Here is a 15,760-nt window from a genome sequence, read left to right as displayed (position 1 = left end):
TACTCCTGACAGTCACGAACCTTGCTGCAGATCGCAAAACGGCCCTTTCACCGGATAGTGGCGCACTAATATCACCTTTGCGGCGCGATATTAGATGGCCACTATTTTGGCGTCAATTTTTGATTTGCCCGAGAAATCACTTCCGATGAGTGGTATCAAGCAAACCATGACTCAGTAAGTCGTCGCTCACCCGCACAACAAGCCGTCCCGCCGCAATAATCTGTAAACTCTCCCCTCTTTCGCCGCCCTTCATTTCCTCGCGGCCATCACCTCTTTAAATGTTGCGGAGTCCACCTTGCGTCTGTTCCACACCTCCGACTGGCACCTTGGGCAAAACCTGCACGGCCAGGAGCGCGATTTCGAGCACGCCTGTTTTCTCGAATGGCTGCTGCGCCAATTGCAACTGGCGCAGCCGGATGTGCTGCTGATTGCCGGGGACATCTTTGACACGGTCAACCCGCCGGTCAAAGCCCAGGAACGCCTCTACGATTTCATCGTCAGCGCTCACGAGCAGCAACCGTTGCTGACCATTGTGATGATCGCCGGCAACCACGATTCCGGCTCGCGGATCGAACTGCCCGCGCCGCTGATGCGCCGTTTGCGCACGCATGCGTTGGGCCGGGTGTTGTGGCTGGATGACGGGCAACTGGATGCCGAACGCCTGCTGCTGCCGTTGCCGGATAAAACCGGCGAAGTCGCCGCGTGGTGCCTGGCGCTGCCGTTCCTGCGCCCAGCAGAGGTGACGGGCGCGCATCTGGGCGACAACTATTTGCGTGGCATCGGTCAGGTGCACGAATGGCTGATCGAGGCTGCCAACGCCAAGCGCCAACCCGGTCAGGCGCTGATCGCCATCAGCCATGCGCATATGGCCGGCGGTTCGGTGTCAGAAGACTCCGAGCGCAGCCTGATCATCGGTAACGCTGAAGCCCTGCCCGCCAGCCTGTTCGGGCCGAGCATCAGTTATGTCGCCCTCGGCCATTTGCACAAGCCGCAGAAGGTCAACGGTGAAGAGCGCATCCGCTATAGCGGTTCGCCGATTCCGTTGTCGTTCTCGGAGATCGGCTATCAGCACCAGATTCTCGACGTCACTCTCGACGGCGAAACCCTGGTCAGCGTCGAGCCGAAACTGATCCCGCGTTCGGTCAATCTGCAGCGCATCGGCCCGGCACCGCTGGCCGAAATCCTGCTGCAACTGGCGGACCTGCCGAACATCGACCTGCTCGCCGAAACCCAACGCCAGCCGTGGCTGGAAGTGCGCGTAACCCTCGACGAGCCACAGCCGGATCTGCGCCATCAAGTCGAAAGCGCCCTGCAAGGCAAAGCTGTGCGCCTGGTGCGCATCGCCGCCGAATATGCCGGCAACCGTGGCGCGGATGGCAGCGAGGACGGCACCGCGCTGATCGAACTCGACCAGCTCACTCCGCAGGAACTGTTCAGCCGCGCTTGGCTCGACAACTATGGCAGCGAGGTCGACGAGCAAACGCTGAAGGACTTCGCCGAACTGCTGCAAGACGTACAACTGGAGGGCGAGCAGCCATGAAGATTCTCGCCATTCGCCTGAAGAACCTCGCCTCGCTGGCCGGGCCGTTCGAGATTGATTTCACCGCTGAACCATTGGCCAGTGCCGGTTTGTTTGCGATTACCGGCCCGACCGGCGCGGGTAAAAGTACTTTGCTCGACGCCTTGTGCCTGGCGCTGTTCGGCGCCGTGCCGCGCCTGAACAACACCGGCCGTGACGCCAAGGTTCCGGATGCCGACGGTGAAATCGCCACCGGCGACCCGCGCACCTTGCTGCGTCGCGGTACCGGCGAAGGTTATGCCGAAGTGGATTTCGTCGGTGTCGATGGCCGTCGCTATCGGGCACGTTGGGAAGCTAATCGCGCCCGCGAGAAGGCCGGCGGCAAGTTGCAGGCCAGCCGGCAGAGCCTGCGCGACATCGATCAGGATCAACTGCTCGCCAGCCAGAAAGGTGAATACAAAACTCAGCTGGAAGCTGCGCTCGGCCTGAACTTCGAACAGTTCACCCGCGCCGTGCTGCTGGCGCAGAGCGAGTTCAGCGCGTTCCTCAAGGCCGACGACAACGACCGCAGCGAACTGTTGGAAAAACTCACCGACACCGCGCTGTACACCCGTCTCGGCCGCCGCGCCTTCGACAAGACTAAAGAAGCCCGCGAAGCGCATAAGCTGTTGCAGGATCAGGCGACCGGCGTGACCCCGTTGGCGCCCGAAGCGCGGGCCGAGTTGGATGAGCGCTTCAACGCCGCGCAACAGCAAATGAAGTTGCAGCAGGCGCAGCTCAAACAGCTTGAGCAACAGCACGGCTGGCTCAAGGATTTGCGTGTGTTGCAGGACGCGCAGCAAGCGGCCGCCGAGCAATTGCACAGCGCGCAACAGCATTCGGAAAGTCTGGCCGGCGAGCGGGTGAAACTGACGCGACTGGAGCAGCTCGGCCCGCAGCGACACCAGTTCGCGCGCAAAAGCGAACTCGATGCCCTGCTGACGCCACTGGCCGCGCAAATTGCCGCGCACACCCGGCAACATGCCGAACTGACCGAGCGCCAGACGCAACTGGAGCAGAATCTCGAAGCAGCGAAAGTCGCTCTGAGCGAAGCGCAACAACGGCAAAGTGAAAACGCGCCGCTATTGCGTCAGGCCTTCGAAGAGCAAAGCACCCTCGCCCGTCTGGCCAAGGATGTCGCGCAAAGTACCGAAGCCAGGCTCAATGCGCAGCAGGCTTGCACCGAGGGCCAGAATGCCATTCAAGCCTTGCTGGATAAACAGACCCAAGTCGCCGAACGCCTGCAACGCATCGCCGCTGAGCTGGAGCAAAGTACCCATCTGGCACCACTGAGTGATGCGTGGAATGCCTACCGCGATCGCCTGCAACAGTTGATGTTGATCGGCAATCGCTTGAACAAGGGCCAGACCGAACTGGCGAGCCTCGAAGAAAACGCCACGCGCAGCGCCGCAGAGCTGACCACGCAAAAGCAGCAACTGGAAGTGCTATTCAAGGAGGCCGGCGCCGAACCCGATGCCGTCGCTGAGCAGATCGGCATTCTCGGTACGCTGCTGCAGGACAACCGCAAGCAACTGCGCGCCTTCGAAGATTTATCACGCCTGTGGGCCACGCAACAGGATCTGGACAAGCGCAGCAGCGAGCTGCAACAGCGTCAGCTCAACGCCCAGCAGGAACGCGAACGGCTGACTCAGGACGGCGTGAAAACCAAGGCTGAACTGACCGTCGCCGAGCAAACCCTTAACGTCACTCGCGAACTACTTGAACGCCAGCGTCTGGCGCGCAGTGCCAGTGTCGAAGAATTGCGCGCGCAGTTGCAGGACGATCAGCCGTGCCCGGTCTGCGGCAGCAACGAGCACCCGTATCATCAGCCTGAAGCGCTGCTGCAAAGCCTTGGTCGTCATGATGAAAGCGAGCAGGCCAGCGCCCAGAAAGTCGTCGATCAGCTCAAGGAAAAACTCACTGAACTGCGCGCCGAAGTCGTTGGCGTCATTGCTCAGCAGAAAGAACTGCTGCAACAGCAGGAACAACTGGCCGCCCAGCAACAAGCGTTGGCGCCGAGCCTCGACGCGCATCCGCTGTCCACGCAGTTGTTCAATCAGGACGCCGACAAACGCGATGCCTGGCTCGCCCGGCAAAACGAGCAACTGAACCAGAGCATCACTCAGGACGAACAACGCCAGAACGCCCTGCTCACCTTGCAACAGGATGCCGCGCGGCTGACCCAGCAATTGCGTCAGGCCGAAACTGCGCACCAGCAAGCCGCGCAGCACCTGAGCAATCAGCAGCGTGAGCTGAGCAGCGACCGTCAGCGTCTCGACGAAGAACTCAGCGCGTTCGGCAGTTTGTTGCCGGCCGACACCCTGGAAGCCTTGCGCCAGGAACCGGCCGCGACGTTCATGCAGCTTGACCGGCAGATCGCCGAGCGCCTGGCGCAAGTCGAGCAGCAGAAAGAGGAACAGACCGAGCAGCAACAGCGCCAACAGACGCTGGAGAAAGAACAGGATCGCCAGCAGACCCGTGCACAGCAATTGCTCAGCGCCGAACAGCAATTCACGGCACTCACCGAGCAACAGCAAGCCTGCCAGCAAAAACTCGCCCAGTTGCTTGGCCAGCACAGCAGCGCCGAGCACTGGCAGCAGCAGCTTGAGCAAGCGGTCGAACAGGCGCGCAATGCCGAAACCGCTACCGCGCAGGAACTGCAGAATGTGCGCACGCAACTCGTGCAGATCGCCGCCGAACTCAAGGCGCAGCAAGAGCGTTTGCAGGCACTGGAAAACGAAGAGCAGGACCTGGCCGGCAAGATTGCCGACTGGCGCGCCCGCCACCCGGAGCTGGATGACGGTGGCCTCGAAGATCTGTTGCGAGTCGATGACGGGCAAGTCGCCGAACTGCGCCAGCGCTTGCAGCACAACGAAAAAGCCATCGAACAGGCCAAGGTATTGTTGCAGGAGCGTGATCGCTTGTTGCTCGATCATCAGGCGCAGCACAACGGCAATCTCGATGCCGAACAACTGGCCAGCGCCCTCGCCGACCTGCAGAACCAGTTCACCGTCAGCGAACAGCAATGCGCCGAACTGCGTGCCGAACAGGTCGAAGACCAGCGCCGGCAAAACGCCAATCAGGCGCTGGCGCAGCAGATCGCCTCGGCCTATGCCGAGTATCAGCGCTGGGCGCGATTGAGTGCCTTGATCGGTTCTGCGACCGGCGACACCTTCCGCAAGATCGCCCAGGCCTACAACCTCGATTTACTGGTGCATCACGCCAACGTGCAGTTACGCCAACTGGTCAAGCGCTATCGCCTGAAACGCGGCGGCAGCATGCTCGGCCTGCTGGTGATGGACACGGAAATGGGCGATGAACTGCGCTCGGTGCATTCGTTGTCTGGCGGCGAGACGTTCCTGGTGTCGCTGGCGCTGGCGCTGGGTCTGGCGTCGATGGCGTCGAGCACGCTGAAAATCGAATCGCTGTTTATCGACGAAGGCTTTGGCAGCCTCGACCCGGAGTCGCTGCAACTGGCCATGGATGCGCTCGATGGCTTGCAGGCGCAGGGCCGCAAAGTTGCGGTGATTTCCCACGTGCAGGAAATGCACGAGCGGATTCCGGTACAGATTCAGGTGCAGCGTCAGGGCAATGGTTTGAGCACGCTGGAGGTGAAATGAACACGCTGTACTCCTTCCGCCGCTGCCCGTACGCGATGCGCGCGCGAATGGCGCTGCGTTATTCGGGTGTGCCGGTGGACATCATCGAAGTCAGCCTCAAGGCCAAGCCGGCCGAGATGCTGGCGATCTCGCCCAAGGGCACTGTGCCGGTGCTGGATGCCGGTGGGCAGGTGATAGACGAGAGTCTGGAGATCATGCGCTGGGCGTTGGCGCAGAATGATCCGCAGGATTGGTTGCTTGATGGCGACTCGCGGATTGCTGAATTGATCGAAGCGAATGATCAAGGGTTCAAAGTGCATTTGAATCGCTACAAGTACGCCGAACGTTACCCGGAGCAACCGATGGAGATTTATCGGGCTGAGGGGGCGCTGTACTTGCAGAGGCTGGAGGAGCTGCTGACCGATCGCGATTACTTGCTGGCTGATCATCCGAGCCTGGCGGATATCGCCCTGCTGCCCTTCGTTCGGCAGTTCGCCCATGTTGATCGTGAGTGGTTTGCGCAGACGCCTTATGTTCGGTTGCAGGCCTGGTTGCAGCGCTTCCTTGAGTCCGAACTCTTCACTTCGATCATGAAGAAATAACCCTTACCTTCCTGCTTTGATCGTTCCCCACGCTCTGCGTGGGAATGCCTCAAGGGACGCTCTGCGTTCCAATCGGACGCGGAGCGTCCGGGGCTGCATTCCCACGCGGAGCGTGGGAACGATCAACTCCTACAGGGTCAAGCCAGCGCTTGGCACATGCCCAGTGCCATGCAATCTATCTCGAACGGCCCGAGAAAATCGGCCGAGACTTTTACCGGTGGATTGCCGGCCATCAGCCCCAGGGTATTCGCCCGTTCGATGTTGTGCGCGATGGTGTGATTGGCCTCTATGGCGCGGGCCAATGCACCTACCGAACCTTGGCCGATACCCAATAATGAAGCGCCGTTGGTGAAGAACGCTAAACCGGCGACAACCCAAAGTCTGTAGCCTTTCATGCTCCGCCAACTCCTGCGAGTTCAGCCCGGTCGACCATCACGCTTTGCGAGCGAACTTCGAACTGCACGCCGGGGTGGGCGACTTGAATCGGCGCTTCAAAACTGTGTTCCATCTGCGAGGCGATGCTGACGACCAACACCACGGCCAGGTAAAGACCGATGGCCAGATAGGCGCCGCGTTTGGCTGAATGAAGGATTGCGCTGGCCATGGTGTTCTCCCGTGGGCATGTTTCGATGCCCACAGAATCAATCAAAAAAGCCGTGGCAACCACTCAGGGTTTGCCATAGTAAACATCAGCTTCGTTGATTATTTAGCCAGTCTATTTACGTGTTGAAGAAAACCTATCAGGCCCATTTTTCGATTCGCCCACACACAAAAGCTGCCGAAGGCTGCGATCTGTTGAGTTTGCTGTACGGATCGTTCCCACGCTCTGCGTGGGAATGTAGCCCGTGACGCTCCGCGTCACTGGACGCAGAGCGTCCCTAGAGGCATGCCCACGCAGAGCGTGGGAACGATCAACAAATTCAACAGATCGCAGCCTTCGGCAGCTGTGGTCGAGGCGAAGATTTCAGTGTTGGGCTTTGTGATCCAGCGCAGCGTAGAAGTTGGCGCTCTGTTGCAGGTATTTCTGGGTGTAGCTCTGGGTGTGGGATTTTTTGCTGTTGATTTCAACGTTGGCACTGGCTGGCAGTACAACGGTAGCGGAGATGGCGGAAGCGGCAATCACGGAGAAGAGATTGAAGTTCATGGCGGTAACCCTCGTGTTCGGTTGGCATGTTTGCCCGGTTGGGCCGTGAAGCAAACTTAACGCTCGAGGGTTGATCGCTTGAAATGCTTTGTAGCATTACCCGATATCAGCGCGATTAATACAAAGAGGCAGGCCCCGTAAACCGGGGCCTGTGGCTTATTGTCGCACTAGAAACTTGAGGTCGCTCGGCGCGTCCATCGGCAGTTTCTGCACGGTTTTGCCGAGCAGACCGGTCTTGCCATCGCGCTCGACGACGACAATTTCGTTGCTCTTCTGGTTGGCAATCAGCAGGAACTTACCGCTCGGATCAAGGCTGAACTCGCGCGGGTGATCACCTTCCACCGAACGCTTTTGCAGTTCCTTGAGCTGGCCGCTCGCCGGATCGATCGCAAAGACCAGCAGTTGATTGGCGGTGCCACGGTTGCTGACGTAGAGGAACTCGCCATCCGCCGAGGCGTGCAGCGCCGCCGCAGCCTTGTCCGAAGTCGGCTGGCCGGCGGCCAGATCGACCAGTTGCGTCTGGGTCAGCACGCCGTCGTCGTAGTCGAACACAGCGACTTGCGCGCTCATTTCCATGGTCAGCCAGGCGTGTTTACCGTCAGCACTGAACAGCAGATGACGCGGGCCGCTGCCGGCAGGCAATGCCACGGATGCGGTTTTCGCTGGGGTCAACGGCAGCTCCGGGTTGGCCTTGGGATCGAATTGGTAGATGAAGACTTTGTCTGCGCCCAAGTCATTGGAGAACACGTAGCGTCCGTCCGGCGAAGAGACCGTCGAATGGACGTGATTGGAGGCCTGGCGCTCCGGGTTGACCCGGCTCGCCGGGTGCGCGCTCATCTGCACCACCGGTTTGAGTTTGCCGTCAGCACCCACCGGCAGTACCGCCAGCGTTCCACCCGGGTCTTCCACCACCGAGTAGTTGCTGACGAACAAGTGGCTGGCGTCACCGCTGAGGCTCGAATGAGTCGGCTCGTTGCCCAGGCTCTGCACCTGATTGATCAGGCTCAGGGCGTGAGTCTTCGGGTCGATCGAATAGCTGCTGACACGCCCGACCGAGTCTTTCTGGCCGGGGCCGTTTTCATTGACCACGAACAAGCGACGCTGGTCTTTGGACAGGGTCAGCCATGACGGATTTTCGCTTTTGACCACTTGCAGCGGTTTGGCGTCGATCTGGCCGGTGGCGCTGTCGAAGTTCATGCGATAGATGCCCTGACTGGTGCCGGCGGTGTAGGAGCCGACCAGCAACTGGAAGCTTTCGGCGTACGCCGTGGACAGGCCCATGGCACCGACGCTGCCGGCCATCAGCAGCGGCCAGAATTTACGCATTTTCATTAGTGTCATCCTCGTCGTCGCTGCTGCTGACTACATCGCCAAGGCAGACCAAGCGGTGTTCGCCAGTGGTTTTGGTGTCGCTGGCATAACCAATGACCAGCCAGCTCTGCAGGTCTTCGTCAAACGTTGCCGCTGCAACCTGCGCCGGGGTGAATTCCCAATGCTTGGCCAATCGGCCATCGATGCATTCGATGTGCAGGTTGTCGTCTTCGTCGAGGGCGAATTCGAAGGCGTGCAAGCCGTCGATTTCGACCATGCCGCAGTGTTCGAGGGCGTTGAGAAGGGTTTGGGCAGTCATGGCAAACAGTCTTTCTAGGGGGGAAAGGGCCAATGATAGCTCAATGTGATCCAGAGACCTTATGGGAACCCTTGTGGGAGCGAGCCTGCTCGCGAATGCGGTGTGTCAGGCCAAGAAAGGCTGACTGAAAGAATGCATTCGCGAGCAGGCTCACTCCCACAGGGGATATTGGCTGTCAGTTACAACGCGTCGCGTGAGGGCTTGCCGTCGACGAGGCGCTGGATGCGCAGCGGGTTGGCGTTCTTCAGCGGCTCGGGCAGCAAGCTGTCCGGGTAATTCTGGAAGCACACCGGACGCAGGAAACGGTCGATGGCCAGCGTACCGACCGAAGTACCACGAGCATCAGACGTCGCCGGATACGGCCCGCCATGCACCATCGAATCACACACCTCGACACCCGTCGGATAACCGTTAAGCAGGATCCGCCCGACCTTCTGTTCCAGCAACGGCGTCAGCTCAGGGAAACGTTCAAAGTCCGCCTGCTCGCCAATGATCGTCGCGGTCAGTTGCCCGTGCAGGCCATGCAGCGCAGCGCTGAGTTGCGCCTTGTCCGCCACTTCGACAATCACCGTGGTCGGGCCGAACACTTCTTCCTGCAGCACTTCATCGCCATCGATCAACAGGCTCGCATCGGCCTTGAACAATTGCGGCTGCGCCTGATTACCCTGCTGCGGATTGCCGGCCAGATGCTCGATGCCAGGATGCGCCAGCAGTTTCTGCAAGCCATTACCGTAGCTGCCGAGGGTGCCGGCGTTGAGCATGGTTTGCGCCGGTTGATCACCGATCAAACCCGCAACCTGCTGCACGAACGCGCTGAACTGCGGCGAACGGATGCCGATCACCAGACCGGGATTGGTACAGAACTGACCGCAGCCCTGCACCACCGAAGCGGTCAGGTCACGAGCAACGGTTTCCGAACGCTCGGCAAGTGCCTGCGGCAGGACGATCACCGGGTTGATGCTCGACATCTCGGCAAACACCGGGATCGGTTGCGGGCGTGCGGCGGCCATGTCACACAGTGCGCGTCCGCCTCTGAGCGAACCGGTGAAACCGACTGCCTGAATCGCCGGATGCTTGACCAGCCATTCACCGACGCCCCCGCCGTAGATCATGTTGAACACACCGGCAGGCATCGCGGTTTTTTCCGCTGCACGAATCACCGCGTCAGCGACCAGCTCAGCCGTGGCCATATGACCGCTGTGGGCCTTGAACACCACCGGGCAACCGGCGGCCAGCGCCGCTGCGGTGTCGCCGCCGGCCGTGGAAAACGCCAGTGGAAAGTTGCTTGCACCGAACACCGCGACAGGACCGAGGCCGATGCGGTATTGGCGCAGATCAGGACGTGGCAATGGCTGGCGATCCGGCAACGGCAGATCAATCCGCGCACCGTAGAAATCCCCCCGACGCAGAACCTTGGCGAACAGACGCATCTGCCCGCTGGTGCGTCCGCGCTCGCCCTGAATGCGTCCGGCGGGCAACGCCGTTTCGCGGCAGACCACGGCGACGAAATCATCACCGAGGGCATCGAGTTCATCGGCAATTGCGTCGAGAAACTGCGCGCGGCGTTCGGCGCTGAGGCTGCGATAGGCCGGGTACGCGGCAGCGGCAGCTTTGGCCGCTGCGTCGACTTCTTCTACCGTGGCCTGAATGAAATCGTGCGGCAACTGTTCGCCCGTCGTCGCATCGACGGAGTGCAGTTTGACGTCGCCAGCGGCGCTGCGCTGACCACCAATGTAGTTGTGACCGAGAATCTGAGTCATGGGATCTCCTTAAAGGGTGCCGATGCTGTCCGGTTCAAATGCCGCTGGAACCGGGACAATGCCGTTGGCCAGCGGGGCGCCGAATTCGGCCTGGCTGATTTCGAAGACGTCGCCCGGCTGGGTGCGGATGCCATCGGCGAACGACAGGGTCGCGGTGCCGAAGAAGTGAATGTGCACATCCCCCGGACGCAGGAACTGGCTGTACTTGAAATGGTGGTATTCGAGGTTGGCGAGGCTGTGGCACATGTTCGCCTCGCCGCTGAGAAACTCGTTCTGCCAGAGCACTTCGCCGTCACGCAGGATGCGACTGGTGCCGGCCAGATGTTGAGGCAGTTCACCGGTGCGAAGTTCCGGGCCGTAACTGCAACTGCGCAATTTCGAGTGCGCGAGGTACAGGTAATTCTTGCGCTCCATGATGTGATCGGAGAACTCGTTGCCCACCGCAAAGCCCAGGCGATAAGGCTTGCCGTCGTTGCCAATGAGGTAGAGGCCGGCCATCTCTGGTTCTTCGCCAGCGTCTTCAGCAAACGGCGGCACCGGGAACGGCTGGCCCGGGCGAACGACGATACTGCCGTCGCCCTTGTAGAACCATTCTGGTTGCACACCGGCCTGCCCCGCCGCCGGTTTGCCGCCCTCCACACCCCATTTGAAGATGCGCATGGTGTCGGTCATCGCCGCTTCGTCGCCAGCCTGCTGGTGCATTTTGTCCCGCGCCGAGGCGCTGCCCAGGTGAGTCAGGCCAGTACCGCTGACCAGCATGTGCGCCGGGTCCGGGTGATCGAGAGGCGGCAGAATGCGCAGTTGCGCGAGCAGTTCGGCGTAGTCGTGGCTGATGCCGAGGCCGAGGATCTGCACTTGCTGTTCCAGCGTGTTGCCGGCTTCGATGGCGGCGAGCGCCAGATCGCGCACGCTGCGCGCGTCTAGCACTTCGCGCACCAGATCGTTGTCGACCACGCCGACGCGGCGTTCGCGGTTGCTTAATTCGAATTGAACCAGATGCATGATTTTCTCCTGTGTTATTCGAAACACCGCCGCCCTTTGTAGGAGTGAGCCTGCTCGCGATAGCGGTGTGTCAGTCGACATTTTTTWWSCTGAYACACCGCTATCGCGAGCAGGCTCACTCCTACAGGGGCCGGTTTTGGTCAGTTAGGTGCGGGTGGCGCCACGGGCGCTGGCGGCGAATTGGTCGACTGGCAGGACGTGTTTGCGTTCCAGCACGCGGTAAACCACGCCCGTCAGGATCAAACCGAACACCATCACTCCAGAGAGGAAATACAATCCCGAAGCCAAATTGCCGGTGTACTCCTTCAACGCCCCAATCACGAACGGCCCGATGTACCCGCCCAGGTTCCCTACCGAGTTGATCAACGCGATTCCCGCCGCCGCACTCGCACCGGCAAAGAAGCGCCCAGGCAAGGTCCAGAACACCGCCGTGCAGGAAAACAGCGCAAACGCCACCAGACACAACGCCGCCAATTGCGCCACGGGCAGCGACAGCCACGCACTCAGGAACAAGCCAATCGCACCCAGCACATAAAGAACAGCCAGATGCCCGTAACGATCATTCAAACGATCGGAACTGCGCGGGATGATGAGCAAGCCGATGATCCCGAAGATATACGGCACCGACGACACAAAACCGGTGACCAGATCACTGCCGCCGAACTGTTTGATCAGCGTCGGTAACCATAGACCGAGGCCATAAATGCTCAACGTCACCGGCAGATAAAACAGCGCCAACAGCAACACACGTTTGTCTTTCAGCGCATGCAGCGGATTGCCGTGGCGGGTCTGGCCGTACTCCTGCAGATCCTTTTTCAACTCACCGGTCAGCCAGTCTTTCTCGGCTTGATCCATCCATTTCACTTGTTGCGGGCCGTCCGGCAACCAGCGCAGCACTGGCCAAGTCAGGAGGATCGCCGGGGTGCCGATGACGATGAACAGCCACTGCCAGCCATGCAGACCGAGGACGCCGTCCATGCCGAGTAAGCCGCCGGACACCGGGCCGGTGATCATCATCGCGATCGGCTGGGAGAGGATGAACAGGCCAAGGATCTTGCCGCGATGGCGCACCGGGAACCATTGGGTGATGTAGTAGAGAACGCCGGGGAAGAACCCCGCCTCGGCCGCGCCGAGCAGAAAGCGCATCACGTAGAAACTGTGCGGGCCCTGAACGAAGGCCATGCCGATGGTGATCGCGCCCCAGGTGATCATGATCCGCGCGAACCAGCGCCGTGCGCCGAAGCGTTCGAGCATCAGGTTGCTGGGGATTTCGAGAAGGAAGTAGCCAATGAAGAACAGCCCGGCGCCGAGGCCGTAGGCGGCGTCGCCGATACCGATGTCGGCGCCCATGTGCAGCTTGGCGAAGCCGACGGCGGAGCGATCCACATAGGCGATCAGGTACAGCAGGATCAGGAAGGGAATCAGTTTCAGCGTAATGCGCCGGATTAGCCGCAGTTCCTGGCTCATGAGATCGGTCTCCGATTGTTGTTTTTATAGAACCTCGGGGGACGCCTCTCACGGAAAACCGCCAGGGCCATCCCTCCGTCGAAAACGACTATATAGTATTACTAATTCACCAACAACACTTCCAAACCTAGGATTTTGCGCTTAGATTAGGCCGTAGCTGGAACACTATAGTCATACAATAAGAGAAACGATCATGTCTGATAAGAAACCCACCCTGCGCTCCGCCCAATGGTTTGGCACGGCCGACAAGAACGGCTTCATGTACCGCAGCTGGATGAAGAATCAGGGCATCGCCGACCACCAGTTCCACGGCAAGCCGATCATCGGCATCTGCAACACCTGGTCGGAACTGACCCCGTGCAACGCGCACTTCCGCCAGATCGCGGAGCACGTCAAACGCGGGGTGATCGAGGCCGGTGGTTTTCCAGTGGAATTCCCGGTGTTCTCCAACGGCGAATCGAACCTGCGCCCGACCGCCATGCTCACTCGCAACCTGGCGAGCATGGACGTTGAAGAGGCCATTCGCGGCAACCCGATCGACGGCGTGGTGCTGTTGACCGGTTGCGACAAAACCACCCCGGCACTGCTGATGGGCGCGGCCAGCTGCGATGTGCCGGCGATCGTCGTCACCGGCGGGCCGATGTTGAACGGCAAGCACAAAGGCAAGGACATCGGCTCGGGCACGGTGGTCTGGCAGCTCAGCGAGCAGGTCAAGGCCGGCACCATCACGATTGACGATTTCCTTGCGGCCGAGGGTGGCATGTCGCGTTCGGCAGGCACTTGCAACACCATGGGCACGGCGTCGACCATGGCCTGCATGGCGGAAGCACTGGGCACTTCCCTGCCGCACAACGCGGCGATCCCGGCGGTGGATGCGCGACGTTATGTGTTGGCGCACATGTCCGGTATGCGTGCAGTGGAGATGGTTCGCGAAGACTTGAAACTGTCGAAGATCCTCACCAAGGAAGCCTTCGAAAACGCTATTCGTGTGAACGCAGCTATCGGTGGTTCGACCAACGCGGTGATTCACTTGAAAGCTATCGCTGGACGCATCGGTGTTGAACTGGATCTGGACGACTGGACCCGTATCGGTCGTGGCATGCCGACCATCGTTGATCTGCAGCCGTCGGGGCGCTTCCTGATGGAAGAATTCTATTACGCCGGTGGTTTGCCGGCAGTGCTGCGGCGTCTCGGTGAAGCCAATCTGATCCCTAACCCGAATGCACTGACGGTCAATGGCAAGTCGATCGGCGAGAACACCAAAGATGCGCCGATCTATGGCGAGGACGAGGTGATCCGCACGCTCGACAATCCGATTCGCGCCGATGGCGGGATTTGTGTGTTGCGCGGTAACTTGGCGCCGCTGGGTGCTGTGCTCAAACCGTCCGCCGCGACGCCGGAATTGATGCAGCATCGCGGCCGCGCGGTGGTGTTCGAGAACTTCGACATGTACAAGGCGCGGATCAACGATCCGGAACTGGAGGTCGATAAGGATTCGATTCTGGTGATGAAGAACTGCGGGCCGAAGGGTTATCCGGGCATGGCCGAAGTCGGCAACATGGGCTTGCCGGCCAAGTTGTTGGCCCAGGGTGTGACCGACATGGTGCGCATATCTGATGCGCGGATGAGCGGCACGGCGTATGGCACCGTGGTTTTGCACGTGGCGCCGGAAGCGGCGGCCGGCGGGCCTTTGGCGACGGTGCAGGAAGGCGACTGGATCGAGCTGGATTGCGCCACCGGGCGGCTGCACCTGGACATTCCGGATGCCGAACTGGCGGCACGCATGGCCGATCTGCAGCCGCCGCAGCAGTTGTTGGTGGGCGGCTATCGTCAGTTGTACATCGACCACGTGCTGCAGGCGGATCAGGGCTGTGACTTCGACTTCCTGGTAGGTTGCCGAGGCGCTGAAGTGCCGCGTCATTCTCACTGATCACACAAATCCCTGTGGGAGCGAGCTTGCTCGCGAAGACGGCGGTACATTCAACAGTTATGTTGTTTGACCCACCGCTTTCGCGAGCAAGCTCGCTCCCACAGTTGTTCTTTACCCGCCTCAAGATTGCGCCGTGCCTGCTATGATGCGCGGCATCTCCATCGCTCAGGATCGCGCCACTCCCCATGGATTACCGCAAACCTTCCGACCGCAAAAGCATGCATTCGCGCATCGTCCAGGAACTGGGCATGCAGATCGTCTCCGGACGCTTCTTGCCCGACGACAAACTGCCCGCCGAAGCCCTGCTCTGCGAGGAGTACGCGGTCAGCCGGCCGGTGTTGCGTGAAGCCACGCGGGTGCTGGTGGCCAAGGGGCTGGTGTATTCCAAGCCTCGGGTTGGCACGGTGGTCAAGGCCCGGCGCGAATGGCACATGCTCGACCCGGACGTGCTGCACTGGCTGATGCAAAGCAGCCCGCAGAATGAGTTTTTCAATGTGCTGACCAGTGTGCGCAGCATTATCGAACCGGCGGCTGCCGCTCTCGCCGCTCAACATGCGACCGAGGCTGATATTGCCGCGATTGGTGAGGCGTACCAGCGCATGGAAGCGGCGCCGACACCGGAAGCGTTGTTGCAACCGGATCTGGATTTCCATAGCCGGATTGCCGATGCGACACACAACGACTTGTTGGCGAACCTGTGCAATATGTTGTCGGTGGCGATTGCCGAGGCGTTGAAGCATTCGAATCAGCGGCCGAATCTGCATGAGCTGGCGTTGCCGCGGCATAAGGCGATTTTGACGGCGATCGAGAATCGTGATGCGCTGGGGGCTCGGCATGCGACGTTGGTGCAGTTGGATGATGCGCGTAGTGCTTTGAGTGTTGTGCTTGGCGCTGAACTCTCCTAAGGCTGGAGACCGCTTACCCTCACCCTAGCCCTCCCGAAACGTCGGACCGCCCAGAGGTAGAGGGAACCGATTGGGGGATATTCGAGATTTACGCCGACTTGAACGATTTGCTGTGAATCCATAATCGACTCGGTATTTCAGGTCGATGTATCAAGCAGCACAC

General features: G+C 60.3%; 13 protein-coding genes. 5 read left to right on the top strand and 8 right to left on the bottom strand.

Annotated features, from left to right (window positions below):
• Positions 1-295 precede the first annotated feature (295 nt).
• The 3 genes from AC1DVF_RS20280 to AC1DVF_RS20270 are packed head-to-tail and all read left to right on the top strand — an operon-like array spanning position 296 to position 5,759.
• Positions 296-1,540: an exonuclease SbcCD subunit D C-terminal domain-containing protein gene (locus AC1DVF_RS20280; protein WP_477783043.1), complete on the top strand. Its 1,245-nt coding sequence runs from the start codon at positions 296-298 to the stop codon at positions 1,538-1,540.
• Complete coding sequence (locus AC1DVF_RS20275) at positions 1,537-5,178, top strand: AAA family ATPase (RefSeq protein ID WP_477783042.1); 3,642 nt, start codon at positions 1,537-1,539, stop codon at positions 5,176-5,178. The genes AC1DVF_RS20280 and AC1DVF_RS20275 overlap by 4 nt, the downstream gene beginning before the upstream one ends.
• The gene (locus tag AC1DVF_RS20270; protein ID WP_460090619.1) at positions 5,175-5,759 is read left to right on the top strand and encodes a glutathione S-transferase; all 585 of its coding nucleotides are present in this window, start codon (positions 5,175-5,177) and stop codon (positions 5,757-5,759) included. Before AC1DVF_RS20275 ends, AC1DVF_RS20270 begins: the two co-directional genes overlap by 4 nt.
• Positions 5,760-5,896: 137 nt before the next feature.
• On the opposite strand, the gene AC1DVF_RS20265 is transcribed toward AC1DVF_RS20270, so the two are convergent.
• The 8 genes from AC1DVF_RS20265 to AC1DVF_RS20230 form a co-directional block, all read right to left on the bottom strand.
• Positions 5,897-6,154: a hypothetical protein gene (locus AC1DVF_RS20265; RefSeq protein WP_093437845.1), complete on the bottom strand. Its 258-nt coding sequence runs from the start codon at positions 6,152-6,154 to the stop codon at positions 5,897-5,899.
• Positions 6,151-6,363 carry a hypothetical protein gene (locus tag AC1DVF_RS20260; RefSeq protein WP_093437841.1) on the bottom strand — a complete coding sequence of 71 codons (213 nt, stop codon included), beginning with the start codon at positions 6,361-6,363 and terminating at the stop codon, positions 6,151-6,153. Before AC1DVF_RS20260 ends, AC1DVF_RS20265 begins: the two co-directional genes overlap by 4 nt.
• 360 nt (positions 6,364-6,723) lie before the next feature.
• Positions 6,724-6,903, bottom strand: coding sequence for a hypothetical protein (locus AC1DVF_RS20255; RefSeq protein ID WP_007917967.1), 180 nt, complete (start codon positions 6,901-6,903; stop codon positions 6,724-6,726).
• A gap of 156 nt (positions 6,904-7,059) precedes the next feature.
• Positions 7,060-8,235, bottom strand: a complete 1,176-nt coding sequence (locus AC1DVF_RS20250; protein ID WP_477783041.1) for a lactonase family protein — start codon at positions 8,233-8,235, stop codon at positions 7,060-7,062.
• Positions 8,222-8,533 carry a DUF5629 family protein gene (locus tag AC1DVF_RS20245; RefSeq protein ID WP_477783040.1) on the bottom strand — a complete coding sequence of 104 codons (312 nt, stop codon included), beginning with the start codon at positions 8,531-8,533 and terminating at the stop codon, positions 8,222-8,224. Before AC1DVF_RS20245 ends, AC1DVF_RS20250 begins: the two co-directional genes overlap by 14 nt.
• Positions 8,534-8,712: 179 nt before the next feature.
• Positions 8,713-10,293, bottom strand: coding sequence for an aldehyde dehydrogenase (NADP(+)) (locus AC1DVF_RS20240; RefSeq protein ID WP_460090617.1), 1,581 nt, complete (start codon positions 10,291-10,293; stop codon positions 8,713-8,715).
• Between the two features lie 9 nt (positions 10,294-10,302).
• The gene (gene araD1, locus AC1DVF_RS20235) at positions 10,303-11,295 is read right to left on the bottom strand and encodes an AraD1 family protein (protein ID WP_477783039.1); all 993 of its coding nucleotides are present in this window, start codon (positions 11,293-11,295) and stop codon (positions 10,303-10,305) included.
• 144 nt (positions 11,296-11,439) lie between these two features.
• Positions 11,440-12,762 carry an MFS transporter gene (locus AC1DVF_RS20230; protein WP_077573249.1) on the bottom strand — a complete coding sequence of 441 codons (1,323 nt, stop codon included), beginning with the start codon at positions 12,760-12,762 and terminating at the stop codon, positions 11,440-11,442.
• Positions 12,763-12,955: 193 nt separating this feature from the next.
• Between AC1DVF_RS20230 and AC1DVF_RS20225 the strand changes: the two genes are divergently transcribed.
• Both AC1DVF_RS20225 and AC1DVF_RS20220 read left to right on the top strand, forming a co-directional pair.
• The gene (locus AC1DVF_RS20225) at positions 12,956-14,692 is read left to right on the top strand and encodes an IlvD/Edd family dehydratase (RefSeq protein WP_093437804.1); all 1,737 of its coding nucleotides are present in this window, start codon (positions 12,956-12,958) and stop codon (positions 14,690-14,692) included.
• A 185-nt stretch (positions 14,693-14,877) separates the two neighbouring features.
• Positions 14,878-15,597, top strand: coding sequence for a FadR/GntR family transcriptional regulator (locus AC1DVF_RS20220; protein ID WP_093437799.1), 720 nt, complete (start codon positions 14,878-14,880; stop codon positions 15,595-15,597).
• Positions 15,598-15,760 lie beyond the last annotated feature (163 nt).

Source organism: Pseudomonas sp. P4_D7 (assembly GCF_056401755.1).
The sequence above is the reverse complement of the archived record's forward strand: the minus strand, read 5'-3'. Positions and strand labels throughout refer to the sequence as shown.

Excerpts from the sequence above, each read along its gene's own strand:
- AC1DVF_RS20220 (WP_093437799.1), top strand. The coding sequence starts at position 14,878 with ATGGATTACCGCAAACCTTCCGACCGCAAAAGCATGCATTCGCGCATC.
- AC1DVF_RS20260 (WP_093437841.1), bottom strand. The coding sequence starts at position 6,363 with ATGGCCAGCGCAATCCTTCATTCAGCCAAACGCGGCGCCTATCTGGCC.
- AC1DVF_RS20255 (WP_007917967.1), bottom strand. The coding sequence starts at position 6,903 with ATGAACTTCAATCTCTTCTCCGTGATTGCCGCTTCCGCCATCTCCGCT.
- AC1DVF_RS20275 (WP_477783042.1), top strand. The coding sequence starts at position 1,537 with ATGAAGATTCTCGCCATTCGCCTGAAGAACCTCGCCTCGCTGGCCGGG.
- AC1DVF_RS20245 (WP_477783040.1), bottom strand. The coding sequence starts at position 8,533 with ATGACTGCCCAAACCCTTCTCAACGCCCTCGAACACTGCGGCATGGTC.
- araD1 (WP_477783039.1), bottom strand. The coding sequence starts at position 11,295 with ATGCATCTGGTTCAATTCGAATTAAGCAACCGCGAACGCCGCGTCGGC.
- AC1DVF_RS20225 (WP_093437804.1), top strand. The coding sequence starts at position 12,956 with ATGTCTGATAAGAAACCCACCCTGCGCTCCGCCCAATGGTTTGGCACG.
- AC1DVF_RS20240 (WP_460090617.1), bottom strand. The coding sequence starts at position 10,293 with ATGACTCAGATTCTCGGTCACAACTACATTGGTGGTCAGCGCAGCGCC.
- AC1DVF_RS20250 (WP_477783041.1), bottom strand. The coding sequence starts at position 8,235 with ATGAAAATGCGTAAATTCTGGCCGCTGCTGATGGCCGGCAGCGTCGGT.
- AC1DVF_RS20265 (WP_093437845.1), bottom strand. The coding sequence starts at position 6,154 with ATGAAAGGCTACAGACTTTGGGTTGTCGCCGGTTTAGCGTTCTTCACC.
- AC1DVF_RS20270 (WP_460090619.1), top strand. The coding sequence starts at position 5,175 with ATGAACACGCTGTACTCCTTCCGCCGCTGCCCGTACGCGATGCGCGCG.
- AC1DVF_RS20230 (WP_077573249.1), bottom strand. The coding sequence starts at position 12,762 with ATGAGCCAGGAACTGCGGCTAATCCGGCGCATTACGCTGAAACTGATT.